The sequence below is a fragment of the Myroides pelagicus genome (assembly GCF_009711055.1).
Taxonomy (GTDB): domain Bacteria; phylum Bacteroidota; class Bacteroidia; order Flavobacteriales; family Flavobacteriaceae; genus Flavobacterium; species Flavobacterium pelagicum.
Window position 1 is genome coordinate 26,390 of record NZ_WMJY01000013.1, and the last position, 25,730, is coordinate 52,119.

Annotated in this window: 15 protein-coding genes; 10 read left to right on the plus strand and 5 right to left on the minus strand. The window is 38.0% G+C overall.

Annotated elements, in window-relative coordinates:
• The first annotated feature begins 13 nt into the window (after positions 1–13).
• From GJV77_RS07330 to GJV77_RS07350, 5 genes are all read left to right on the plus strand, one after another.
• Positions 14–2,002, plus strand: a complete 1,989-nt coding sequence (locus GJV77_RS07330) for a hypothetical protein (RefSeq protein ID WP_155035725.1) — start codon at positions 14–16, stop codon at positions 2,000–2,002.
• A gap of 75 nt (positions 2,003–2,077) precedes the next feature.
• Positions 2,078–6,301, plus strand: coding sequence for a DUF7507 domain-containing protein (locus GJV77_RS07335; RefSeq protein ID WP_155035726.1), 4,224 nt, complete (start codon positions 2,078–2,080; stop codon positions 6,299–6,301).
• Positions 6,302–6,303: 2 nt separating this feature from the next.
• Entirely contained in the window at positions 6,304–7,578 is a 1,275-nt protein-coding gene (locus GJV77_RS07340) for a gliding motility-associated C-terminal domain-containing protein (protein WP_155035727.1), read from the plus strand.
• 15 nt (positions 7,579–7,593) lie between these two features.
• Positions 7,594–8,538: a PorP/SprF family type IX secretion system membrane protein gene (locus tag GJV77_RS07345; RefSeq protein WP_155035728.1), complete on the plus strand. Its 945-nt coding sequence runs from the start codon at positions 7,594–7,596 to the stop codon at positions 8,536–8,538.
• Between the two features lie 29 nt (positions 8,539–8,567).
• Positions 8,568–10,535: an OmpA family protein gene (locus tag GJV77_RS07350; protein ID WP_155035729.1), complete on the plus strand. Its 1,968-nt coding sequence runs from the start codon at positions 8,568–8,570 to the stop codon at positions 10,533–10,535.
• A gap of 503 nt (positions 10,536–11,038) precedes the next feature.
• Here the strand turns inward: GJV77_RS07350 and GJV77_RS07355 are convergent.
• Positions 11,039–11,845 (minus strand): hypothetical protein, encoded by an 807-nt coding sequence (locus GJV77_RS07355; protein WP_155035730.1) that lies wholly within the window; start codon positions 11,843–11,845, stop codon positions 11,039–11,041.
• 354 nt (positions 11,846–12,199) lie between these two features.
• Here GJV77_RS07355 and GJV77_RS07360 point away from each other — a divergent pair, with 354 nt between their 5' ends.
• Together GJV77_RS07360 and GJV77_RS07365 are read left to right on the plus strand one after the other, a co-directional pair.
• Positions 12,200–12,688: an ecotin gene (locus GJV77_RS07360; RefSeq protein WP_155035731.1), complete on the plus strand. Its 489-nt coding sequence runs from the start codon at positions 12,200–12,202 to the stop codon at positions 12,686–12,688.
• 163 nt (positions 12,689–12,851) lie between these two features.
• Entirely contained in the window at positions 12,852–13,313 is a 462-nt protein-coding gene (locus GJV77_RS07365; RefSeq protein ID WP_155035732.1) for a copper resistance protein NlpE, read from the plus strand.
• A gap of 148 nt (positions 13,314–13,461) precedes the next feature.
• Here GJV77_RS07365 and GJV77_RS07370 read toward each other — a convergent pair whose 3' ends face one another.
• The 4 genes from GJV77_RS07370 to GJV77_RS07385 all read right to left on the minus strand — a co-directional run bounded on the left by GJV77_RS07370 (position 13,462) and on the right by GJV77_RS07385 (position 17,086).
• Positions 13,462–13,806 (minus strand): DUF2853 family protein, encoded by a 345-nt coding sequence (locus GJV77_RS07370; protein ID WP_155035733.1) that lies wholly within the window; start codon positions 13,804–13,806, stop codon positions 13,462–13,464.
• Positions 13,807–13,884: 78 nt separating this feature from the next.
• Positions 13,885–15,537, minus strand: coding sequence for a 2-succinyl-5-enolpyruvyl-6-hydroxy-3-cyclohexene-1-carboxylic-acid synthase (gene menD / locus GJV77_RS07375; RefSeq protein WP_155035734.1), 1,653 nt, complete (start codon positions 15,535–15,537; stop codon positions 13,885–13,887).
• A 50-nt stretch (positions 15,538–15,587) separates the two neighbouring features.
• Entirely contained in the window at positions 15,588–16,184 is a 597-nt protein-coding gene (locus GJV77_RS07380; RefSeq protein ID WP_155035735.1) for a glutathione peroxidase, read from the minus strand.
• A gap of 239 nt (positions 16,185–16,423) precedes the next feature.
• Positions 16,424–17,086: a sensor histidine kinase gene (locus GJV77_RS07385; protein WP_155035736.1), complete on the minus strand. Its 663-nt coding sequence runs from the start codon at positions 17,084–17,086 to the stop codon at positions 16,424–16,426.
• A gap of 373 nt (positions 17,087–17,459) precedes the next feature.
• Between GJV77_RS07385 and GJV77_RS07390 the strand changes: the two genes are divergently transcribed.
• The 3 genes from GJV77_RS07390 (at position 17,460) to GJV77_RS07400 (ending at position 25,718) form a co-directional block, all read left to right on the plus strand.
• On the plus strand, positions 17,460–18,311 hold the full coding sequence (locus GJV77_RS07390; protein WP_155035737.1) for a prephenate dehydratase: 852 nt from the start codon (positions 17,460–17,462) through the stop codon (positions 18,309–18,311).
• A gap of 424 nt (positions 18,312–18,735) precedes the next feature.
• Positions 18,736–22,482, plus strand: coding sequence for a helix-turn-helix domain-containing protein (locus GJV77_RS07395; RefSeq protein WP_162521584.1), 3,747 nt, complete (start codon positions 18,736–18,738; stop codon positions 22,480–22,482).
• Positions 22,483–22,646: 164 nt separating this feature from the next.
• Positions 22,647–25,718 carry a SusC/RagA family TonB-linked outer membrane protein gene (locus tag GJV77_RS07400; RefSeq protein ID WP_155035739.1) on the plus strand — a complete coding sequence of 1,024 codons (3,072 nt, stop codon included), beginning with the start codon at positions 22,647–22,649 and terminating at the stop codon, positions 25,716–25,718.
• The last annotated feature ends 12 nt before the right edge of the window (positions 25,719–25,730 follow it).

Consider the following 25,730-nt stretch of genomic DNA (forward strand, 5'->3'; position numbering starts at 1 on the left):
AAAGAAATCAAAGATGAAAAAGACATATATAGGATTTGCCGGACTTAGTTTATTGCTTTTATTAGGGACACAAAGTGTTCAAGCACAACAGGGGTTCGGTACAGACAAACCACATAGATCAGCAGCAGTAGATATACAATCCTCAAAAAGAGGATTGTTGATACCGCGTGTGGATTTAGTGGAAACAACAAATGGTAAGACACCAATCAATGATCCTTTAAAATCATTAATGGTGTATAACCAAGCCACGACTACTAAAGGAACAGCAACAGACGTTACTCCAGGTTACTACTATTGGGATGGTGCAAAATGGGTGCGTTTTGCTCAGCAGTCAAGTATTACAGAGATTACCCTAGCTGGTGATGTAACTGGAAAAACAGGAGAAACGAAGGTTGTCGCTTTACAAGGGACTTCTATATCTAATGTCGATCCAACAGCTAATCAAGTGTTGACTTTTGTGAATGGAGAATGGGTACCAACAAGTATCACTCCTGATGTAATTACTAAAGCTAAGGGAATTACAGGAACTGGAATTACAGTAGAGGGGACAGATAATGGTGCCGGAGCTGTATTAAAAGATGTAACTCTTTCGATTACACACGGTGGAGCTAATCAAGTGATGGTAACAAATGCTGATGGTAATGGAACTACTTGGGTAGATCAATCAGTAATTTCTCCAACGACGACAAATACCTTAACCTCTACTGGAAACACAATGACATCTAATGTTAATGATGTTTCGGGTACAGCTGAAATTGTCAATACAATTGGAAATACTATAGTTGATAATAAATTAGTTACAACTGTTAACGGTAAAGCAGGGGAAGGTTTAGACCTAACACCAGCTATCCAAGCAGGACAGAAAATCACTACAGTAGCTGATGGTGTAAATACTACAGTTACTTCATCTGTTTATCCAGTAGGGAGTAATACAACGGAATATAAAGTAAACGTTTCGAATCAGGCTATCCAAGCAGCTCAGAAACTTACGACTGTATCACAGGGAGCAGGGGTAAAAGTTACTCCTGATACAACTACAACTGCTAATACAACAGATTATAAAGTAGCAATTGACACTGAAGGTGCTACTAAAGGACAAGTATTAACAGTAGGAGAAGATGGGTCAAGCACTACTTGGACGACTCCAGCAGAGATGAAGAATATCTATACGCATGATGGGATGTTAACTGCGAATCGTACTGTAGACTTTGGAGATTTTAATGTTTTGAAATTTGAAAAAGAAGGTCAAAGCCATAGATTCACTTATGATGAGTATCATACAGGAATCAATATGTATGGTAACACAACTTCTTCCATTAATTTAATAACAAATGAATCGCGTTTTAATGACGCTGAGTCAAAATTGCAATTATTTCATAAAAAAGATAAATCTGAAATTAATAGTAATGCAATAAAAGGGTTATGGATCTCGGCAGGAAAAGATCAGGTTATCACATTAGGAAATCGTTATACTATTGAAGGTGAAAATAACCTTGAGTACGATGAACATGTTGTAATTAAAGCAAATGGAGCTGTACAAGCTAAAAAGATTAATAACTTCAAAGGAAATGCTCAAGAAGATAAATTAGTAGTTGCAGATAACACAGGTGTGTTAAAAACAGTAGAGCGCAAGAAAGTAGCTCCTCAGTTTTTCTATATGCCAGCGGTTATTTTCGATACGAAGACTGCAAAAAAAGATTTAACAAGAGATTTATATCAAGACTATGTGAACCAGTTTACTGGTGGACAAACAGGAGTATATAATATCGCACATGGAGCAAGTGGTTCTACAATGCCATATACTGGTGGAGTAATTGGAAGTAAGGGAGCACCTGAAAAGATGGATGTATATGAAAGAGGTGAGCTATACTACTATGTAACCTATTACGATACAAAAGTATTTGCTAATATTAGTATTGATGAAAACGGAGTATTGAAGTATGATATCATCGGTACAGCTACTCCTGCTTCGTATATGAATATCGTGTTTGTAATCAAATAACGGGATGAAATGTTAAGTGTCTTAGTACGATATAGTATTTAAGGCACTTCTTTTGCTAATTAATGAATATTACAAATGATATATAATTTAAAAAGAAATATAAAGAAAATAGCATTGACCCTTTGTGTTACACTTGGGGTTGGAGCTATTGCATGGGCAGATGGTTCGCGTACACTTTATCCAAGTGGAGTTACAGGCCATAGAGCGATGCTTTTAGGCAAAGGTTTCGCAGCTGGTGAGTCAATTCCTTTTGCAAATGAAGGTGCACATTACGTTTATGCTAAAGAAGGAGAAACAATTACATTAGCCTCTTCTGCGCAAGGGACTTCAAGTTGGATAGGTGCAGGTGCAGATGGAGGAATAACATTATATTCTCCTTCAGGTGTTAAAGTAGTTAATGATAATCGTACAGAAGGACGAATAGCTGATCGCCAATTGGAATTAGCTGGACCGAAGTTAAAGAAAGATAGTAGTAATGGTTACGAGCCTATTAGATATTTGGTACCAGCTGGGGGAGAGGGAATCTATAGAGTTGAATTTACTTCAAGAAATAACACAGAACATGGACCTGTTATTGAGGCAGATAATAATTGGTGGCAAGGTAATGATGCTGCCATTCGTGCGTGGGATGTATCAGTAATCAATAAAGCGAAGAATGCATTTGTAGAGGGTAGGGTGTATGCGACAAATTTAAATCTAACTAACGGTAATTTTCCTAGCGGAAATAATTATCAAAATGTGGAGTTTAATGGTCAGTTTTATGTGCGTACTAATGATGGTTTTACTTATCGCGTTAAACACAATGGTACATCTGGTATTGTGTGGTCATTTTTTGTAAATAATAAAGGTTTTTTTGATTACAATTCTAAGAAACCATATTATAAGAGTATGAATAAACAAGCTTCAGAGGTTATTTATAATATTCATAATCCGAATGCTGTAGATGATGCTTCTAATATTACGCATAAGATTTATTACTCACTTCCCGCTAAGGATATGCCTAAAATGGCTAAGGTTGCTGTGTTTTCGGGTAATTCAAGAGTTGAAACTTGGTTAAATCCAACTGTTATAGAGCCAGAAGTAACAGGTGTGAAGATTGTTGGTGCGGAGGGTACAGTAGGTGCTTTTGGACATAAAGGCGGTTATATAGAATTTGATGCTCCCATAAGTGGACAGCAGTTTACTATTGATATTGTCTATAATGGCACTATATCTAAGAAACTTAAAGGAGAGACAGTACTGGGACATAACAAAGTACATTGGGACGGAAAAGATGAACAGGGAAAATCACTTCAAGGTACTATTCCAGTAGATGTTAATGTTCAGCTTCAAGGTGCAGAGGTGCATTTCCCTTTCTTTGATATTGAATATAATATGGGAGGAATTGCTATTGAGTTACTTGATTATAGAAATGAGTCACGCATTATATCTGATTTGGTGTATTGGGATGATTCTGATATTGAATATTTTTATTATTCTGGTACTTGGTATAATACCCCGATAGGAAATAAAGTTAATCCTATTAAAAACTCACATCTAACGCCTGGTAATAAAGGGATTAGTAGTAATATTAACGGACATAAATGGGGGCAAGGAGGTTCTGGAGCAGAGGGAACTTTTGGCGATAAAAAGTCGATGGATACATGGACTTTTAGAATGGGAAATAAAAAAGAATTAAAGACAGAGGTAGTTATTAAACAGGCTGATCTTTATACAGAGTTAAAAACTACCATATCTGGAGATTCCAAAAAAACAACGGGCCACAAAGGTGATCGTATAAAGTATGTTGTTACAGCTGGAAATAATGGCCCGTCTGATATTATCGCTGATACTAAAAATGGAATAAAAGGAGCTCCTTTTACTTTCACAGTTCCTCCTGGAGTTGATGTAGTTTCTCCTTCAAGTGTTAAGGCAGTTTTTAATTGTCGCACCGAAAACGCATCGGAATCTGTAGCGCTAAGTTATGATCCTTTAACACGTACTTTTCGTTCAGAACTACAATTGCCAAATGGATGTTCTGTTACTTATACTATAGAAGGTGTGTTAAACGGTATGACAGGGTCTATGATTGCAGAGTCAACTATTTTAAGACCAGCTGATGTAATTGATCCAGATGCTACTAACAATGATTTGGGAACATTGCCTACAAACCCACATTACGAATGTTATAACAATGATTCAAGTAATTTACCTGGAGGTAGTGGATCAATTGGATGTAATAATATTCAAGAATCTGTATTTATGGCGCTGGGTGAATGTGTTGATGAAATACTTTATTTTGAGGATTTTGATCGCGGATTTTGGAATAAAAACTCAGGTAGAACCGATTGGGTAAAACAACCTTCAATCAGCATTGGCGCAAATGGGGAGATTTTAAAGAATGCAGATGGTTCAATAAAAAGACAAGGACCAAAAGGAGGGGCTTCAAGTTCTTATCTTTTTGCACCTGGAATTAATGATGTAAAATATTCTTCAGCAAATTATGGTCATGGTGAAAAAGCTTCTGTAGCTCGTATTAAAGATGGATACTATTCAGTGAATCCTCCAGGATATGTACAGATGGGTATTCCAACTACTGACTCTTGGCACAATGGTTTGTGGGTTCCAAATGCGGAAAGTTACGATCCTAATGATCCAAATAGTACATATGACTGGACTCCTGCTTGGGATACCCCGGGTGCTATTAGAGATATGTCAGGTGCTGTTAACGGCTCGGCTTTCTTAATACGTGGGGCAGCTTCAGCTTCTCAAAGTATTAAACCGTTTTACGAGTTTGATGTTCCAGGTTTAATTGAAAAGGATAGAGTGTATACTTTAGATATTTATTCTTATGTAACCTATCACGACAAAGACTATATGATTATGGATGTAGTTGATGTTGAAAATGGGCATATCTATGCTTCCGTTCCTTTAAAGTATACAGGAGTAGGTTTGCCAGAGGGAAGTAATCCAACAGGGTTTAGCTTAGGATGGATACCGCTTAGTGCGAGTTTTACGTTTTCAGAAGCGGAATGTGTTGATGTTATGGGGAGAAAGGTAAAAATCGCTATTCGAGGTAGTCAGGATAGAGCGCTTGAAACTGGTAAAGGTTTTGGTCATACCCTTATCGATAATATAACTTTTTCAAAACGTACACAAAACAATCAATGTGGCATTAATGTCTCTCATATTACTTGTGCAGATGAATGTTATTTAGATGTTGTTGGTAAAGGTTTTGGATGGTTATATGAATCAGGAGAAAAAACTAATGGAACTCAAGTTGTTGAACAAATTGTACAACCAGCTACTGATGGAGGGTTTGTCGTTGATTTATATAGATTAGACAACTCTTTTAATATGGTAATTAATGGAGTACCCTTACATACAGAAGAATTTGAGTTTGAAACGGGAAGTGCAAAACGTAATGTTCGCTTTAAATCTGATAAAAAGAGATATGGCGATGGGGGAGTTGATTCAGTATGGAATATTAACAAGCATTCTAATGGAATAGAGGATGATAATACTCATTTAGACTTAGTAGATCGATTTAATAATCCAACACCGGTTATTCGTGTTATTATTGATAAGTGGGGGAATGTTAAATTGTATGGTAAAAGAAAAACGGATGCTAATCTGGAAGAATTAGAAGTTTTTGATACTAATACTAAGAGTGTAGTTTCATTACAGTCTATACATTGGATATCTACTGGAACAGCTAAGGATGCTAATGTGGTCGATGTAACACAAAATGTGATTGGTCAAACTATGATGTATGGTTTTGGGTATGGTCAGCAAGCTAAAGAATGTGAGACGCTTACACTTGAAAAAGAGGGAGCTTTCATAGATGAAAGCAAAGATGGTTATGCGCAAATAGGAGAGTCGATTCAATATGCTTTTAAAGTCAAAAACTTAGGAGATATGGAAGTTCATGATTTGGAAATTGTTGACCCTTTATTTGGTTTTAATATCAAGCTGGATCAAGTAACTCATCAGCCAATTCAATCAGGAGTTAGCTTAAGTGGTGATTTGAACAACAATGGAATATTGGATAGAAACGAGACTTGGACTTTTACAGTGTTGTATAATGTAACAAGTGAAGATATATACAATAATAAGGGAGTTTATAATCGTGCTATTGTTAAGGCTGTTGGAAAACTACCAAACTCTCAGCGTGAAATAGAGGTGTTATCTATAGATCCAACACCTTATAAAGAAGGAGATGAAGGTTGGGATGCTAATAGAGCGCAGCATACTTTTGTTCCTTTGAAAGCGGATGGCCTTCTATTAACCAATCCGATGATTTACCAAAAAATGCAATAATTATGAAATTCAACTATATAACAATTGCTTTATTATCAGCTTTGCCTAGTAGTGTGCTAGGTCAAAGCCAGATAAAAGAAAAGCTGATCAACGAAGGAGTTATTTCGGTATCTGAAACAGGAATCTTATCGACGACTTACGACTTTGACAACACAGCTCAGGGGTACACCACCAATGATGGTAGTATCTACTTTTACAGCAATTTCAACAACGATAATATTTATAGCCACAGTGCAGATGCTACGGATTCAAAAGCATTTTTTACTCGTTTAGAGACCAGTGGAAGCCAATTGATTTCCGGGAGTAAACCATCTGACTTTTACCACGTTATTTTAAACAACGACGCTCCAGCGATGGCTTTTGACTTAAAGAACGAAGCCAATGTTTACGGATCGGTAGACTTCAGAGATGGGATAATAGTAGTGGACTCTTTAGCAGGAATGCTAACCTTCCATCAAGAGGCAGAGGCTATTGATCCGAGCGATAACTCTCATGCAGAGGGAGTGGTAGAGAAGGTAGGAAACCAAGAGTTTCAGTATCCTAAAGGGGACAAAGGTTTTTACCGCTATGCGCGCATCACTGCTCCGGCAGATGAGAAAGATGCCTATGAAGGGAAGTATGACTTAGACGACAAACAATTTTTTGTGGCTAGACCAAATACATCAGGGGTGATCAATATTCTAAACAAACGCGAGTATTGGACTATCCAGCGCGGGTCTGATAACAAACAGGGAGATGTGATGCTAACCCTTAGTTGGGACGAGCGTACCACACCAGAGGAACTTCTTTTAAACCCAGAGAAGGAACTACACATTGTTCGCTGGGATGCAAAACAAGGGCTGTGGGTAGACGAAGGAGGAGTTGTGGATCTAGACAAAAAAGAAATCACCACACCTACAACGGTAAAGGGGTATGGTTTCTTTACCCTGGCGACAGTGAAGACGGATTGGATCCTCGACGGCGATGTGGTTATTTACAACTTAGTATCTCCTAATGGCGATGATAAGAATGATTACTTTATCATTGACAATATTGAGCGCTTTCCAAACAACAACGTAGAGATCTACAACCGTTGGGGAGTGAAGGTTTACGAGACGGATAGTTACAACTCAAGAGGGAATGTGTTTAGAGGATACTCTGATGGACGTGTGACGGTGAAGAAAAACGAGATGTTGCCAACAGGTACCTACTACTACATTGTCAACTACGAGTACAAAGACCAATACGGATCACGCATGATCAAGAAATCGGGCTATCTACAGCTAGAGACAAACTAAAATTAATCGGATTACATGAAGATACATACAACAATAAAAACCATTGGACTCAGCCTAATTGCCTTAGGCTGTAGTCTTACGGTCAATGCCCAACAAGACCCTCAATACACGCAGTATATGTACAATACAGGGGCTATCAACCCAGCTTATGTCGGGTCAAAGTCAAACCTGTCTATCTTTGGACTATACCGCACCCAGTGGGTTGGCCTTGAAGGAGCACCAAAGACTGCGCACGTATCGGTATCCACTCCACTAGGGGAGTCGGGATTAGGTCTTGGAGTAAACTTTATAAACGATCGCTTAGGAGTGATGGACGAGAATACGATTTCGGTGGACCTGTCTTACACGATTGATTTAAACTATGACTATAAGATGGCCTTTGGATTAAAGACCACGGCTAATCTTTTAAGTGTAGATTATCAAAGTCTTCGTATTCACAACACAGCAGACCCTGTGTCTCAAGAGAATATTAGCAACAAGTTTAACCCAAACATTGGAGCAGGTGTGTACGTATTCTCAGATAAGGCGTATGTAGGACTATCGGTACCGATGCTATTGGAGCGCGACAGGTACAACGATAACTACGATGGACAAGAGACAGTTTTGATGCGTCAGAAGATGCACTACTTCCTTATGGGGGGATATGTATTCGACCTGTCGGATAATTTGAAGTTTAAGCCAGCTTTCTTGGCAAAGGCAACTAGTGGAGCACCTCTTCAGGTGGATCTAACGGCTAACTTCTTAATAGCTGAAAAGGTAACTTTAGGAGCAGCTTACCGTTGGGATGCAGCGATAAGTGCATTGGCAGGTTTCCAAGTAAACGACAACCTTTTTGTGGGGTATAGTTACGATGCTGAGACTACAGCGCTTCGCGCGTATAACTCAGGATCACACGAGATTGTGCTTCGATTTGATTTGTTTAATAGGCTAGGGAAGATCAACGCACCGCGTTTCTTCTAGAGACAAGTTAAACACAAAAACGAAAAGAAATGATAAGAAATATACAGAAGATCGGGCTGTTATTAGCGCTAACTATAGGTGGCGCGCTGACAGGTCATAGTCAGATAGCTAAAGAGCGCAAAGCCGATAAGGAGTTTGAAACCTTGGCGTATATCGACGCGATTAGCGTGTATGAGCGCATCGCTGAGAAAGGTCACATCAATACCTCTGTTTTGCAAAAGTTAGGTGATGCCAATTACTTTAACGGTAAACTGACAGCAGCCAATAAGTGGTATGCTCAGTTATTCGAATCGGATTATCCAGATAAAGATATCTCATCACTGTCTTCGGAATACTACTATCGCTACGCGCAGACCCTGCGCGCGATGCAGGATTACCAAAGAGCAGATCAGATAATGGCAGAGTTTGCTAAATTAGAGGCGCAAGACTCGAGAGTAGCGCTATACCAGGCGAACAAAAACTACCGCGAGTCAATCAAAGAAATGCCAGAGCGCTACCAAGTACAGAATTTAGAAATAAACTCTGAATACTCTGACTACGGAGCAACTTTGTTAGAAAACAAACTAGTATTTACCTCTGCAAGAGAGACAGCGACTCAGTCAAAAAGCCGCATTCACTCTTGGACAGGAGAGAGTTATACGAGTCTTTACACCAGTGAGATTAACCCCGATGGTAGCTTTTCTGAGCCAGAGAAGTTTTCTAAGGACTTAGATTCAAAGGTAAACGATGCTACAGCCGTGTTTACTAGTGATGGAAAGACAATGTACTTTACCAGAAATAACTCGAATACTTCGGGAAGAAAAAAAAGAAACAAAGCCAATGAATCTCTACTAAAGATTTACAAGGCGAGGTTAAACGATAAAGGAGAGTGGGATAACGTAGAGGCATTGCCTTTTAACTCAGATAATTTTAATACGGCTCACCCAGCACTTACTTCAGATGGCAAGTGGTTGTACTTTTCATCAGATAGAGAGGGTACCCTAGGTCAATCGGATATCTTTAGAGTAGCGATCTACGAACTAGGAGGATACTCAGAGCCGGAGAATGTAGGATCGGTAGTGAATACATCAGGTCGTGAGACTTTTCCGTTTATATCAGAGGAAAACCTATTGTTCTTTGCCTCAGATGGACACCCGGGACTGGGAGGATTAGATGTGTTTGTATCGCGAATCAATGCTGATGGCAGTATCTCAGAGGTGACCAATATGGGAAGCCCGATCAACAGCAGCATGGATGACTTTGGTTTTTATATCAATCAAACATCAGGTAAGGGCTTTGTGAGTTCTAACCGTCAAGGAGGTAAAGGTTCAGACGATATCTATTTCTTTAAAGAGAAGCCATGTGAGCAAGTGATCACGGGTATTGTTTACGACAATCATACCCAAGCGGTGCTTAAAGACGCTAAAGTAATTCTATCCGATGCGATGTATCAGTCGGTAGATACACTGTATACAGATGCAGAAGGACGTTACCGCTCAAAAAGTAAAGCATGTGGGGTGAAATACCGCCTTCAAGCAGTTAAAGAGAACTACACGCCAGTAGAGCTAGTCTTACAGCCGGAGCGCACCAACGGTGAGCGCGTCGTAAATATAGGTTTAGACCCAATTATGGAGCCGGTGAAGGTAAATGATGATTTGTTCAAAAAGCTTAAACTACAGCCGATCTACTTTGACTTTGACAAGTCAAATATCAGACCTGATGCAGCTATTGAGCTAGCTAAGGTGGTAGAGGTAATGAAAGCTTACCCAACGATGAAGGTAGATGTTCGTTCGCATACCGATAGTCGTGGAAATGACGCTTACAACATGAAGCTGTCTGATCGCCGTGCTAAGTCAACGATCAAGTGGATGATCCAGCAAGGTATCCAAGCTGATCGTCTAACGGGCAAAGGGTATGGTGAGAGCCAACTGCTAAACAATTGTAGCAATGGAGTGCCGTGCTCGGTAGAAGAGCACCAACTCAACCGAAGAAGTGAATTTATTGTAACAGAATTATAATAAAAACAAGTGTGCTTTTGGGCGCAAACAACAAAACAATTTTTTTTTCGACCATCCTGCTGTAGGATATAAAACTAACAGAAATTAGCCTTGAAAAGCCCTCCATTCGGAGGGCTTTTCTTATGGGTATAAGGGAGGTAATGCTAAATAAAATAAAGTGTTTTTATTTTTGGCACGATTAATGTAATATAGCTTGTACAACAAAACAGGAAAGCCAAACAGTAGCCAATAACAAATGACTGTTTGAAATAGCTTAGCTATTTAATATTTAACAAATTCTGCTTTCCAGCAAACAACAACAAACACCAATCTGATTACAGATTAAAGGCTATTTAACTCACTTAAATAGCCTTTTTTTTTCTCTTTGAGTTTCCTTTTTGTTTTGATTGTGCTATGGTATTCTTACTTAAAGTATAGCTAAGAATGCCTATAAAGCTTAGCGATAAGTACTTTATAGGCATTTAACTAATAATAATTAATATGTAGTATGAAATAGTGTTCGTTTATCGATCATTGGAATAATTAACTCCTCCTTCGTAGTTTAGTTTAAATGGACTCTCTGAAACGTTTGAACAAGTGACTTCTATTGTCGATTGATATACTTCTCGACTTAATTGTTTTTCTAAATGTATGGAGCTAGCCATGTCCATAACTGCAATTCCTTCTGTTTGTACACTATCGGTTTCTGGATTGTATTTTCCTACGATTAGCATGGTTGGAGTACAGTTATCTACGGTCGGTAATACATATTGTGGCTCGTTTTTTTCTCCAGCGGTCGTCAGTGTTTCGAATATGTAAGAAATTATATACTGATGCTGGTCATTCATTGCCGATAGCAACCATTTGCCGTATGCGCTTTCTCCATCTTTGCGGTAGCCAGTAAACACTAATTCAATGTTGTCAATAGTATACTGATTATCTTTAAAGGTAAAGGTTCCATTGCCCTTAGCAGATACTTTTTTATCGACAGTGATAGTGACTTCATTACTGTCTTTACAATTTTCTTTTTTGGCGATGTATTTATATTCTCCTTCGGTAGTTGGCGTCCATGTATACGATTCTAATACATTTCCGTCTGCTGATGTAATTTTCGCGTCTGTGATTGTTACTCCTTCCTCATAGACCGTGAATTTGACTTCTTCTCCTACATATAAGACACTTTTATCACTTCTTAGATCCAAATTAGCCTTTGTTTCGGGTTGTGGATCTACTACCTCTGGTGGCGTTGGATTAGAGTTGTCATCACTACTACAAGAAATCGTGAAGCTCGCTAAGGTAAATAATACAAATAATGTTAGTAGTTTTTTCATAAATAGTATGTTTGTTGGTTGGTATAAAGCTAATATAGTGTATTGTTTTTATGTAAATTATTGATAATACTTAGATTGTTTGAATTTATTATCTATTTATGTTGATTTGTTTGAATACTATTTAATGAAAGGTGTTTTTTTGTTCGTTAAGTTCTTTTTGTATTAGCAGAATGTTAAAGTAAATAGGGAAATAAAAGACTAAAAGGAGACTATAGGGGGGGTATGGAGCTAGAAATCTTCTTTTTTTTAATTGTAAAACTGTTAAAGGGGTTGTTATAGTTTATTAAAAAGGTAATCTATTGTAGAATAATGTCTATTTTTACTAGAAGAAAAATTAGAAAAAGTAAAAGTAGTATGAAAAAAATTTTAGCAGTTTTAACTTTATTTGTGGCAGCCACTACAATGACTATGGGACAAACAATAAACAGATTAGACGCATCTATCTTTCCTAAACCAGAGAAAGGCTACAAACAAGTATTAATTGAAGTTCCTCACTCGGACAATGACCACAACAAGAAGATAGAGTTTAGTATTGGTAAAGTCATCGAAGTGGACGGATGTAACAAATATATGCTTGGTGGAACTTTGGAGAAAAAGGACTTAAAAGGATGGGGATATAGTTATTATGAGTTTGCTTCTCAGGGTGATGTTGCCTCAACGATGATGGCATGTCCTGATGTAGCAAAAAGAATGGAGTTTGTAAGTTCACAAGCTGAAGTAGTGAGATACAACGGAAAGCTTCCAATAGTTATTTATGTACCTGAGGATTTTCAAGTACGCTTTAAAGTCTATAAAACAGACGGGGAAGAGTATTTTGCCAATGAAGTAAGACAAAAAAAATAGGCACTTAATTATTTATATATTTGATAAAAGTAGGTTAAACTGATGTTTAGCCTATTTTTTTTTTGTAATAAAGCTCGTGTTGTTAAATTTATTTAAATTCTCATTAGACAGTAGGCAATCGTAGATTTCTTATTTATATTTATACAAATAATAAAAATGAATTATGAAAAGAAAAAGTGTATTAGTAGTGGCTGCATTAGCCTTATCTATCGGTTTTGTAAGTTGTAAAAACGATAAAAAAACAGATGCTGAAACAAAAGTAGAACAAGTAATAAAAGAAGAAATTGTGATAGATGATCACACATCTGAAAACGCGCTTGACTGGGCTGGTACTTACCAAGGAGTGCTTCCTTGTGCTGATTGTCCTGGTATCGAAACGACTATCGTATTAAATCAAGATGGTACTTTTTCTAAAGTGACTGTATATCAAGAGAAAGCTGACGCTAAGTTTGAGGATAAAGGAGCGTTCACGTGGAATGACAAAGGAAGTATCGTTGTTTTGAAAACAGAAACAGGAGAGACTTCTCAATACCAAGTTGCGGAAGGAAGTATCTTAGCTTTAGATACTGCTGGTAATGTGATCGAAGGCGAATTAGCTGAGAATTATAGATTAGCGAAGAAATAATCTATTGAAGTGATAAAGAGAGAGGCTACCTGATTCAGGTAGCCTCTCTCTTTATATTCACCACTTTACTCTACGGCTTGTATATAATAAGATAGAGCTACAAACCAGTAGTTTATAGCTCTATGTATTAAATATAGAAAAATCACTCTTATTTATTGTAAACACTTTCTTTTTTGAAGTGAACAGTCAATAGATAATAAATAACAGCTCTGTATTTATTTCTGTTTGATTGTCCATACTGATCCATTACTTTAGCAATTGCCTGGTCTAATTTAGGACCGTCTTGTAAACCTAATTTCTTGATTAAGAAATTGTTTTTAACCGTTGCCAACTCAGTTTCAGAAGTACCAGCTACTGTCGAAGAATCCTTGTTGTAGATAGAAGGACCACATCCAATAGTTACTTTTTCTAGTAAATCCATGTTTGGAGTTACACCGCATTTATCTTTTAAATCTGCAGCGTACTTTTCGATAAGTTCAGCTCTTTTACTCATAGTTATTTTGTTTATTTTTTTTTATAGGTACAATATACTCAAAATATTTGTAACTCAAAAAACAAAAAAAGGTGTTTTTTACATATTGCGAAAGTAATTACGCAATACTTGATCATTTACCTCAGTAGGTGTACTAATTTCTAAGATAGAAGGTTTTTTGTTTTGTGACCAAAAACTAGGAAGCACACTCTTTAGGTCTGCTAGATTATCTACAGTAGTATAGGCATAATTATACATCTTAGCTAAGTGCTGGGCGGTCAGCTGATGTGTCGTCTCAAAATAGGTATTGAACACTGGTGTCTGTTTATGTCCTGGCAAAATACGGAAGATACCTCCTCCTTTGTTGTTTAACAAAATGATCTTAAAGTTTGTTGGTGTATAAGCATTCCAAAGGGCGTTACTATCATATAGAAAGCTAATGTCTCCTGTGATTAGTACCGTAGGGCGATCACTACCTACTGCTGCCCCAATTGCTGTTGAAGTACTTCCGTCAATACCGCTGGTCCCGCGATTACAGAATACCACGATACTAGGATCGATAGGTACTAGCTGAGCGTAGCGTATTGCTGAGCTATTGCTGATTTGCAATTGGGAGTTTTTTGGAAGTGTTTGCATCAGGCATTCAAATACTTGCAAGTCACTATATGGAATTTGTTGCATATAGGCTAGATGCTTCTCTTGTCTTTGTTTAGCAATAGAATAGGCCCAGGATTGATACTTACTAGGGGTAAGGCTCACACGTTCTAGTAGGCTTTGAAAGAAGCGCGCTGGTGTATCAATAATTTTGTGGCTCAAAGCATCAAAAGTATCATAGTGTCTCTGCAAGTCGATGTGCCAATGTTCACTAGGTTTATACTTGCGCAGGCAAGCTTTGATGCGCTTACTCACCACCATTCCTCCAAAGGTGATTAGAATATCAGGGGCAAAGGCCTTGAAATCCTCTTCTGAAAAGGTGGTAATCACCCGGTCGATGTGCTCGATAAATTTAGGGTGGTGTAAGTTAGAGGTTGTCTCGGTTAGTACGACCACTGATGGGTCAATAGCTAGACGCTCCAAGATTATTTGACTTAAGCTATGGGGAGTATTAACACCGACTAAGATTAGTTTTTTCTGTGCTTGATTCCAAGTGTTTACATAGTGGTCATAGTCTATAGCTTCAATGTTTTTTTCTTGGTATGTGGCTATTTGTGGGGTTGTTGTTAGTTGCTCTACGGTGTTGTACAGTGGCTCTTCAAAAGGAGCGTTTATGTGTACAGGACCTCTCTTAGCTTTTGCCGTATGTATAGCTTTATTGATAAGTGTATCATTGACTAGAGATGCCTGTTCGGTTAGATTGGCACTCAGTAGTATGTGATTGGCATAAACATCTTTTTGACGAATAGTTTGCCCATCTCCAATATCTATTTTATAGCTTGGACGATCAGCCGAAATAACCACTAGGGGTATTTCACTGTAGAATGCTTCTGCTACGGCAGGGTAATAATTTAGTAGGGCAGAACCTGAAGTACAGACTATAGCTGTGGGTTCATTGGTTTGCTGAGCGATACCCATTGCAAAAAAGGCAGCACAACGCTCGTCGGCTATACTGTAACACATAAAAAAAGGATCACTAGCAAACCCTATAGTTAATGGGGCATTGCGTGATCCTGGTGAGATGATAATATGTTTAAGATTGTTTGCTTTACAGATTTGAATAATACTTTGCGCTAATTGTATTTCTGGATAAGTCATAATAGAAAACTAAAGCTCAAATATACAAACAAACTAAGCAATTTCTCTGTTTATTCTGCGGTAATTTTGTTTTTGATCCAGTCTTTAATCTCAGGATCTGTAGGTAATATACGAGGATTGATAACTGCCTGTAAATGCCCCTTTTCATCGATTAGGTACTTTTGAAAGTTCCATTCCACGGTACTATCGATAAAGCCATTTTGACTTTTTTGAGTAAGGAAAGCATAGATCGGTGCGATATCATCTCCTTTTACAGATATTTTTTCCATCATCGGGAAAGTTACCCCATAGTTTGCTTGGCAAAAAGTTGCAATTTCTTGGTTTGTACCTGGTTCTTGAGCGCCAAAATTATTGGCAGGGAACCCAACGATAATGAAGTCCTCTGCTCCAAATTCGTCATATATGCTTTGTAGTTGTTTGTATTGAGGGGTAAGACCACATTCTGATGCTGTGTTGACAATCAAGATTTTTTTACCTTTTAAAGTGGCAAAGTCAAATTCATCTCCATTGATATCCTTTACTTTAAACTGATAAATGGTTTTATCCTTTTTTTGTTTGTTCATAATTTCGGTGTTTATATTGGGTGTTATTGATGCAAATGATGCACCACTGATTAGTAAGCTCGCTATTAGTACTATTTTTCTCATCTTGTTGTTTGTTTTATAGGCAATATACAAATTATGGCTTTACCTAGGCTAATATTTAACGTATTTTGACCTGGATTATTGTACTGATAAAAGGAGTAATATGTTTTTTGTACTTTGTTTTAACCCTTCTATTTTCTTGAAACAGTAGCTGTTTGATCCTCAGGTAGGTAGTTATTTTTTGGCATTGGGAAAAAGTGTGGTTTTGTTATTTGTCAAAATAACTAGGCGCTGATTGTAAATTAAACAATCAAAGAGACCTGTGTATATTTACCTGCAACCGAAGAAATGGTTAGCTCTGCTTCTATGTGATCTGCTCTTTCGTGCATATTCTGTATGCCAATACCCTTATAAAGTTGATTTTTTTGTATGCCCTTGCCATTGTCGCTTACCTTAAAGAGGATTTGATCGTGATAAGATTTAATGCTTACCTCACACTTATTGGCTTGTGCGTGTTTGTTTACATTTTGTAAGGCTTCCTGTAAGATGTGATAGATATTTGCTTTTTGTTGAATGCTAAGGTCGCTCAGGGGTAAGTCTTTGTCTATCTGTAGGGTGAATTTTGTATTGTGAGGGTTTATTTGTCGCTCGACAAGATCGCTGAGCAGTTGTTCGAACCCATTATTGACAATATTATTTTTGACCAAAGAATGGGATATACCGCGCACTGTAGCTTCTAGATTACTCAATTCGTTGACTAAGGATTGTTTCATCTGTTGATCTTCAACTTGTAGTTGTTGTACGTTAAATCGCAGGGCAAAGACACTATTGACCACACTGTCGTGTAAGTCTTTGGATATGCGTAGGCGTTCTTGAACAATAGCCTTGTGTTCGATGGCATTGTTTTCTATTAAGAGATTGAGGATTTGCTCGTTTTTTTGTCTGTTAGCACTGTTGATTAACAAGGCTTTAACTGCTGACTGATGGAGTCTCTGTTGTCATGGTATAGGCGTATGGTATAGAGGTTGTCTAAATCTACTTGATGGGTATGTTCTACAGATTGACAGCTAATAGCACTCAATCCTAATAGATTAAGGGCAAAAAAATAAATAGTATAGCGGATTGTCTTTGCATCAAATCAAGCATCTTTAGTTTGGTAATGGGCAAAGGTAGTACGAATTATTGTTTTAAAGAAATGCGACTTTATTTCTTAACAGCTGTTATTGTGATTGATAGTGTATTGATACTTTTTTAAAAATTAATCGATTACTTAGTTAGGCTATACTAGTAAAACTTATAACTTTGATAGTCTGTTTTAACGCCAAATAACGATAAAAGATGAAATCGGTAATTATTCAAGGAATCAAAGGTTCGTTTCACCACGAAGCCGTAACGAGATTCTTTAAAGATCAAGAGGTGGACATCGTTGATAGTCCTACTTTCAATTCACTGGTCAGACAAGTGGTCAATCACTCGGTTGATTACGGGATGATGGCTATCGAAAACTCTATTGCGGGCTCTATATTGCCCAATTATTCATTGATGACCAAAAACAAACTGTATATCGGTGGGGAAATAGCACTGCCTATCAAGCACAACCTTTTGGCACTCAAAGGACAAACATTAGAGGATATTCACCAGGTTCGCACGCATCCCATGGCACTGTTGCAGTGTGAAAACTTTTTGGACAATTACGAGCATTGGCAGCGCTTAGCGATGGATGATACTGCGACTTGTGCGCGCAATATTCAAGACAAACAAATGCACGGTGTGGCTTCGATTGGGTCTAAATTGGCCGCTCAGATGTATGATCTAGAGATATTAGCTGAGGATATACACGATGTGTATGACAATTATACGCGATTTTATCTAGTGGGAACCAAGCCAATACAGGTGAAGGGGTTTAATAAAGCGACGCTTTACTTCTATACAGATCACAAAAAGGGTAGACTCAGTAAGGTCTTGGAGATATTAGCTTCTCACGAGCTCAATTTAACTAAAATACAGTCAGTACCTTTGTCAGGTAGTGTATTTGAGTACTCGTTTCACGTGAATGTCGTACTTGTCAACGAGAATTATGATTTGTATTACAAAGCATTAGAAGAATTAAAACAAGCTACACAATACCTTGTGGTACTCGGGGAATATATTGAGGATAAACGCCCTGTCTATAAGGAACAGGAGCAATAAAACTCTTTAATAAGAATTACAAAGGGCTACTTTTATTTTTGGATAGTAGCCCTTTGTGTTAAGCCTTGGTTAAGTTCTAATTATGCTTTTTCTGTGCTTTAAGGGAGTGTGGTTTTTGAAAGATAAGCGGGTGTTTATCTTAGCTAATCACGTGTGTTTTTATTTCAATTTTAGTTGGGTATCCACTCCATGGTTTATTAGCGTATCCCTTGATAGCTAAGGCGGTGTATCGCTTTGCGGTGATTAAGTGTCTTTTCTTTTCCTATGGAGGGTTCTAAGAATAATAGTCGTTGCTGTTAGGTGGTTTTTGCGCTGTTTTTTAACAGTAGTTACTAGGGGGTGTTAATCTTTCAAACTTAACTTTCACTTGATGTATAGGGATTTATTTGGCAGTAGATTGCCAAAAAATTTCAAAACATCAGTTATGAGGTATCTACTCTTGTTTTTATTGTTGTTATCCACTGGGATAAAAGGTCAGAATATCAACTTCAAGTCTATAACCACTAGTTCGGGACTCTCGAATAACTCTATCAATTGTATGGAGAACAGCCCAACAGGGGAATTGTGGATAGGAACATGGGACGGACTGACGGTGTATGACGGGAAGAAGTTTGCCATCTATAAGCACGCGAAAGACGGCAATCAATCACTTGCTGGAAACAATGTGTTTTCAATTCTTCAGGATAAAGATCAGCAGATGTGGGTAATGACAGATGCTCGGTATTTGGGGCGTTACCTAGGCGAAGGATTGTTTGACAATTATTTGTTAGAAGACTATCCGATTGCGATGCATTTAAATAAAAAAGGAACATTAGAAGTTCTTCTGAAAAACGGGAAGAGCTTTCAGGCTGCAGTGGTACAGGGGCAGACTATTGTCACTGAGCTTGCTAATTATCAACTTGACTCACTCTATACTTCTGATGAGCAAAAAGCGATACAATCTTTATATAAAAGATTGCAAATGGAAGAGGAGGTTAATGCAATTCTTCGAAAGGGGGATCAAGAGTATTGGATAGCTACACGTACTAAGGGGTTACACATCGTAGGTATCGACTCCATAAAGGGTCAGCAGCATCAGGCTAGGATCGTAGGGAAGATCGCCTCAGATGTCTATGCACCTTATGGATTAAAAAGTAATGAGATTTCTATATTACATCAAGATATTTATGGTTATACATGGTTAGGACTCAAAGATGGTGGGGTAGCCATGATCCTCGATGAAAAAAACTCTATTGATGGTGTATATCCTCACTATGTAAATCAACCGTATTTGCCTATGGAGACCGTGCGTGCATTGACTAAAGATTTGCAAGAACGTCACTGGGTGGGCTATTATACCGAAGGGCTGTTTGTAAGAGAACAAGGACAAAAGCAATATAAAGCTTTTGAACTTTACAAAGCCAAAGAAGATAAAGATTGGAAACGCATACGCAGTTTGTTTACTGATAGTAGAGGAAGTGTATGGGTAGGTACTTATGCAGGAGTGGTGCGTATAGATGGTCAAAAGCAGACTTACTATTCCAAATCGACAACTCCTTTTCTCAGTGCCGATAGGACATATGCCTTTGCACAGGAGGATCAAACACTTTGGTTAGGTAGTTGGGGTGGCGTGAGTAAATACAATATGCACAGACAGGCTTTTGAGTCTTTTTACGGACAAGATAAACTAGAGCAGTATCATATCCGCGCTATAAATGTAGTGGACGACCTGCTTTATATCGCTACAGAATTGCATGGGTTGATTATATTTGATAGTCAAACTGGTCAGCTCAAAAACATCGACGAGAAGACTGGGTTGATTGGCAATAGCGTCTATGATATTTATATAGACAACTATTCTGGGGAGCTGTGGGTAGCTACTCTTGGAGGAATAAGTATATTTGACAGGGACTTTAACCTGATTAATACTATTACTGAGCAAGAGGGATTACCTAGTCACTTGGTGTATAGTTTAAATGTGCTGGATAGTTATGTTTGGATTAGTACCACCAAAGGGGTTGCGGCTATAGATAAGGTAACCAAACAAATAACAAATTACAGTCAGTATATCGGTTGGCAAGGCCTTGAGTTTGCCGAAGGTGCTCATTACAAAGATGAAGCTACTGGAAATATTGTTTTAGCAGGATATAAAGGGATTAACTTTTTTAATCCAAACGACTTATTAAAACAACGACCTTCTCCTTTCTTTAAGTTGTGGATTAATCAGCAATTGGTTGATTTAGAGCAAGAGCTGTCTTTTGCAGCATCGGATAATAATCTAGTGATTGAAATATATCCTGTCGGCTTTGTTGATTATCCTGTGAATCAATATCAGTACCGCATTATAGGACTATTTGATGATTGGCGTGTCTTACCGACAGAGCCGGTTAAGCTGGACAACTTAGCTTGGGAGGATTATAGCTTTGAGATACGCAATGCACTAGATAAAGAAAAACCTATTGTTTATCAACGCAGTTTTATGGTACACAAACCGTGGTATCTCAATACTTTGTTGTGGGTAGGTTTTATCGCCTTAGTATTGATTGCGATCTATTTCAAGCTTAGACAGCGAAAAATAGCACAGCAAAAAAAAGAGTTGTACTTGACTAACCAAGTAAAATTGCGTACTCAGGAGATTCAACAACAGCAACAGAGTTTGCTACAGCAGAATAAGCAGCTCAACGAGCTTCACCAAGAAGTACTCGATCAAAAGCAAGAGTTATTGCGCGTACACAGCAAGCTAAAGAACGGAGATATAGAGATTGAGAAATTGCGTCTGTTCTTGCTTTCAAAAATGAAGAAACCACTGATTACTATTTTGGAGAATATAGGTGACGCTGTTGAGCACCAAGAGATAAAGAATGAACTAGTGGGCTTGTACGATATGGTCAGAGAGTGGAACTACTTAGAGCAAATCCGCGAGATTGACACCAAGGGGAATATCAATGTAAACTTAGCTCAGTATACTCATCGTCTCATTGATCAATGGATATTGATGAGTAGGCGCTATGAAGTATCCTTAAAGGTAGATAATCAATTGAGCGAACAGTGGGGGTCTATCGATGCGATGCGTATAAAGATATTGTTTCAGTATTTGTTTTCGGAGTGTTTTAAGTTTATGGGAGAAAACCAAAGGCTTGATGCTCTTGTAGATAGTAGAGAATCAGTACTACGCCTTGTATTATCTAGTGAGAGTACGTCTTTACAAGCGTACTGGGAAGAGAATAAAAAGTATAGCCCTTATTTGCGCGCTGTGAGTTATTTAATCAAGGAATTGGGGGCAACTATGCACAATACTAGTGAACATAAAGCTTTTGAATTGAGTATTGATATTCCTGTTTTGCAAGAAACTCAGCACGATGGCCCTACAGCAGGGTGGACGGATCTATTAGAGGATTTAGAAGTACTTCCCAAAGATAAGCTTAATGTACTTGCCTATGCCCAGAGGGGTGATGCTGTGATTTTGAATCAACTCTTTACCGGGCATGAACTCTGTCACTTGGTACATACCGATAAGGTAAATAAAGTGATTAGTTATTTGGATCACTATCAGTTTAACGCTTTGATTCTATACGATAACTTATTGAGCGATGAGATGATTCAATTGCTTAAGCGCGTACAAAAACAAATTAATAAGCAACGCCTTTTAGTCTTTTACTTTAGTGAAGAGGTGGATTATTTCCTACAAGAGCAGATGTTTCAATTAGGGGTAACCGACCTTGTCTACCTACCTGTTAACGATACTTTGTTAGAGACCAAAGTCATTAAGCGCATTGCTTTTGACAAACAAAACAAAGCTAGTGTATCGGTTATTGATAAGATTACTTCGGTGAATCAAAGTGAATCGGTGAAGTTGTCTTCTGATGAGAAATTGCTGCGAAAGGCCATTAGCGCTATGGAAGAAAACTACACGAGTGCAGACTTCTCTGTGGAGCAATTGGCTAGTGACTTGGGACTCTCAAAGATTAAACTGTATCGATTGTACAAAGATATCTTAGAAGTATCGCCTATCGAAGTACTCATTGAGATGCGCATGAAAAAAGCCAAACACCTTGTCGAACAAGCAAACTTATCGATAGGGGAGATTAGCTATGAATGTGGTTATAATGACCCTAAACACTTTAGTAAAACCTTTAAAAAATACCATGGAGATTCCCCATCTGCGTATCAGAAAAATAGGCAGATGGGTTAAGGCTAGATTAGACCAAGGTTAAGGGAGTGTTACTGTAATAAATATACGCTAATATGATGGTTAAAAAGGTGATTTGTGTAATAAAACACCTCTTTGATGAAACAATATTACCCTGTGAAATGACACTTTGCTACTACTTTCGAATCAAACAAAATATAAAACTAATGAAACACAATTTCTTTTCATGGCTGTTAGTTTTAGGTTGCTTTCCTTCATTATACGCACAAGTCGTAGTCAAGGGAAAAGTAACAGCTCAGTCAGATGGTCTACCCATTTCTTTTGCAACTGTAGTTGCTAACAACAACAACACTACATGGGCAAATACCGACGAAAACGGAAACTTTACTATTGAATTAGAAAAAGAAAAAGGGACGCTAGCTATTGAGTTTGTCGGTTACCAATCTAAAGTTGTAAACTACGATGGTACGCAAAACTTAAATATCCTATTAAACAGTGATAGTGATATGCTAGAGGAGATCGTTTTGATTGGTTATGGAGCGTCTAAGAAAAAAGACATTTCTACATCTATTGCACTTGTAGATGACGTTGATAAAATAGCTTCTCGTTCAGTAGCCAATGTAAATGACTTCCTTCAAGGACAAGTAGCAGGGGTAACTGTAATGCAACAAGGAGGAGACCCTTCTGAGTCAGGAAAGATTATCATTAGAGGGACAGGATCATTAGCTAATGAAGCACCTTTAACAGTTGTTGATGGTGTGCCTTACTACGGTCCTGCGATCAATCCAAATGACATTGCTTCAATGTCGATTTTAAAAGATGCAGCAGCAGCAGCAATTTACGGTGCACAAGCGGCTTCAGGGGTAATCGTAATTACAACGAAAAACGGAGTGAAAGGAGAGCCTAAGGTATCTCTTAATATGTACACTGGTGTAAGTACGGCTTCAAACCTTCCTACTGCTTTAGATGCTAAAGGTCAAGCGTGGGCGTATAATACGGCAGCAGACAACGTAGGTGCTCCTCGTCAGTCGGCTCATGATGCTCAGGCGAATCCATGGGGACAAACAACGCGTACGGACTGGATGGATGAGGTGTTTAGAACTGCAGCTACCTATAATGTAGATGCGTCTGTATCTGGTGCCACTGATAAAGTAAACTATATGACTTCTTTTGGATACAACAAAAAAGAAGGTACTTTAATAGGTACAGAGTCTCAGCGTTACAACTTCCGTTTGAAGTCTGATATTCAATTAACCGATAAGGTAAAAATCGGAGAGAATGTATATTATTCAAATACAGAGGCTGTGGGTACAAACACGACCAGCTCGTATTCAGGGATTATTATGAATGCATTATATATGCCTTCTGCTGCGACAGTATATGATAAGGACGGAAAGTTTGGTGGTGTAGTACCTCACGACTTAGCGCAGTTTGCTGGAGCATATGGTGATGTGTACAACCCTGTAGCACTATTGCTTAGACCTACGACAACTAACCCAACTAACTACATCAATGCCAATGTATATTTAGATTATGATATTCTTGATGGACTTAGCTTTAGATCTTCTTATAGCTATGACTATACGAATAACAAATACAAGAAGTTTACACCTAAAGCTCCTGAGCTTGGTCGTACAAACAAACAAAATTACTTGAATCAAAGTACTTATGACAAATCACACTGGGTTTGGGATAATCAATTGACGTATGACAAGTACTTCGGAAGACATCACTTAAACTTAACAGCTATTCACTCTGCTCAAAAGACAAACTATGAGTACTACGAGCAACAAGGTGAAGGGTTTAGTAATGAAGATAGTTATAACCACTATATGGGGAATGCTTCGATCATCAGAAAGCCTGTCACTGATGTGTATCAGGAGGCATTAACTTCAATGATCGGACGCGGGATGTATAGCTTTGACGACAAGTATTTTGTATCGGGGAGTTTACGTCGTGACAAGACTTCACGCTTAGCTAAAAATAATCAATCAGAGATTTTCCCATCGGCTTCATTAGCATGGAGACTTTCTCAAGAGAACTTCTTTAATGTAAAACCAATTACTGAGTTAAAACTTAGAGCTTCTTGGGGACAAATCGGTAATGTAAACTCAGTAGGGTATTATTCATTTGATGTGCCTTTGCGTACTTCGGATATCCTAATGGGGGGTGAGGGTACACTTAGTGAAATGGGTACTTATGTTGATAGACAGTCTAATCCTAACTTGAAATGGGAGACTTCTGAAAGTTGGAACTTCGGTGTAGATGCTTCTTTCTTTGACGGACGATTAAACTTGGTTGCTGATTACTTTACTAAGCGTACCAAAGGTATGATCATTCCAGGACTTGAAGATGCTCACCACGGTACTAAAGCGGCAGATGTAAATGGTGGAGAGGTATTAAATAAAGGTCTTGAGCTTTCACTTAGCTACAACGGGACTATTGGGAAAGACTTAAATTATAAAGTATTTGGTAATACTAGTTTCTTGAGTAATGAACTTGTAAACTTAGACGGGTACAACCAAAGTGGTATCGACTATATCGCTCATGGTGATAACGTGAGAAGTACATTATATCCATATCGCTCAGTAGTTGGTCGTTCGCTTTACTCTACACATTTAGTTCCTTATTTAGGAATATTCCAATCGCAAAGCGAAATTGATGCTTATACTTCGGCAGACGGTGGTTTGATCCAACCAAATGCTAAGCCTGGTGACTTTAAATTTGCAGATACCAATGGCGATGGTAAAATCGACAACAACGATAAGGAGTTTATGGATGCCTATGTTCCTAAAATCACTTATAGCTTTGGACTGAACTTAGATTACAAAAACTTTGATTTAAGTATGTTCTTCCAAGGAGTTGGTGATATCAAAGTATTCAACGGATATAAGTTTACGGCATACAATGCTTCTCAACAAGGGTATAACTTAGACTCTCGTGTTTATGGTGCATGGAGCCCAGAGAATACAAATACAAATATTCCTAGATTATCTACTAAAGATGATAACCAAAACTACGGAACTACTTCTAGCTGGTATTTAGAAGATGCTTCTTACCTAAGACTTAAAAACATCACTTTAGGTTATACGCTTCCTGAGACGATGATGAAAAAACTTTCTGCCAATGCTAGTTTGAGAATATTCTTATCGGCAGAGAACTTGTTCACAATTACAGGTTATGACGGTATCGATCCAGAAGTTGGAGCAATCGGATTAGACGTAGCGAGATACCCAGTATCTAAAACAGTTTCAGGAGGATTTTTATTTAGCTTTTAATTAGAACACAAT

What these genes read in the sequence shown, in the direction of transcription:
- GJV77_RS07365 (WP_155035732.1), top strand. Translation starts at nt 12,852, where the DNA reads ATGAAAAGAAAAAGTGTATTAGTAGTGGCTGCATTAGCCTTATCTATC.
- GJV77_RS07390 (WP_155035737.1), top strand. Translation starts at nt 17,460, where the DNA reads ATGAAATCGGTAATTATTCAAGGAATCAAAGGTTCGTTTCACCACGAA.
- GJV77_RS07340 (WP_155035727.1), top strand. Translation starts at nt 6,304, where the DNA reads ATGAAATTCAACTATATAACAATTGCTTTATTATCAGCTTTGCCTAGT.
- GJV77_RS07360 (WP_155035731.1), top strand. Translation starts at nt 12,200, where the DNA reads ATGAAAAAAATTTTAGCAGTTTTAACTTTATTTGTGGCAGCCACTACA.
- GJV77_RS07345 (WP_155035728.1), top strand. Translation starts at nt 7,594, where the DNA reads ATGAAGATACATACAACAATAAAAACCATTGGACTCAGCCTAATTGCC.
- GJV77_RS07380 (WP_155035735.1), bottom strand. Translation starts at nt 16,184, where the DNA reads ATGAGAAAAATAGTACTAATAGCGAGCTTACTAATCAGTGGTGCATCA.
- GJV77_RS07370 (WP_155035733.1), bottom strand. Translation starts at nt 13,806, where the DNA reads ATGAGTAAAAGAGCTGAACTTATCGAAAAGTACGCTGCAGATTTAAAA.
- GJV77_RS07335 (WP_155035726.1), top strand. Translation starts at nt 2,078, where the DNA reads ATGATATATAATTTAAAAAGAAATATAAAGAAAATAGCATTGACCCTT.
- GJV77_RS07395 (WP_162521584.1), top strand. Translation starts at nt 18,736, where the DNA reads ATGAGGTATCTACTCTTGTTTTTATTGTTGTTATCCACTGGGATAAAA.
- GJV77_RS07330 (WP_155035725.1), top strand. Translation starts at nt 14, where the DNA reads ATGAAAAAGACATATATAGGATTTGCCGGACTTAGTTTATTGCTTTTA.
- GJV77_RS07400 (WP_155035739.1), top strand. Translation starts at nt 22,647, where the DNA reads ATGAAACACAATTTCTTTTCATGGCTGTTAGTTTTAGGTTGCTTTCCT.
- GJV77_RS07350 (WP_155035729.1), top strand. Translation starts at nt 8,568, where the DNA reads ATGATAAGAAATATACAGAAGATCGGGCTGTTATTAGCGCTAACTATA.
- GJV77_RS07355 (WP_155035730.1), bottom strand. Translation starts at nt 11,845, where the DNA reads ATGAAAAAACTACTAACATTATTTGTATTATTTACCTTAGCGAGCTTC.
- menD (WP_155035734.1), bottom strand. Translation starts at nt 15,537, where the DNA reads ATGACTTATCCAGAAATACAATTAGCGCAAAGTATTATTCAAATCTGT.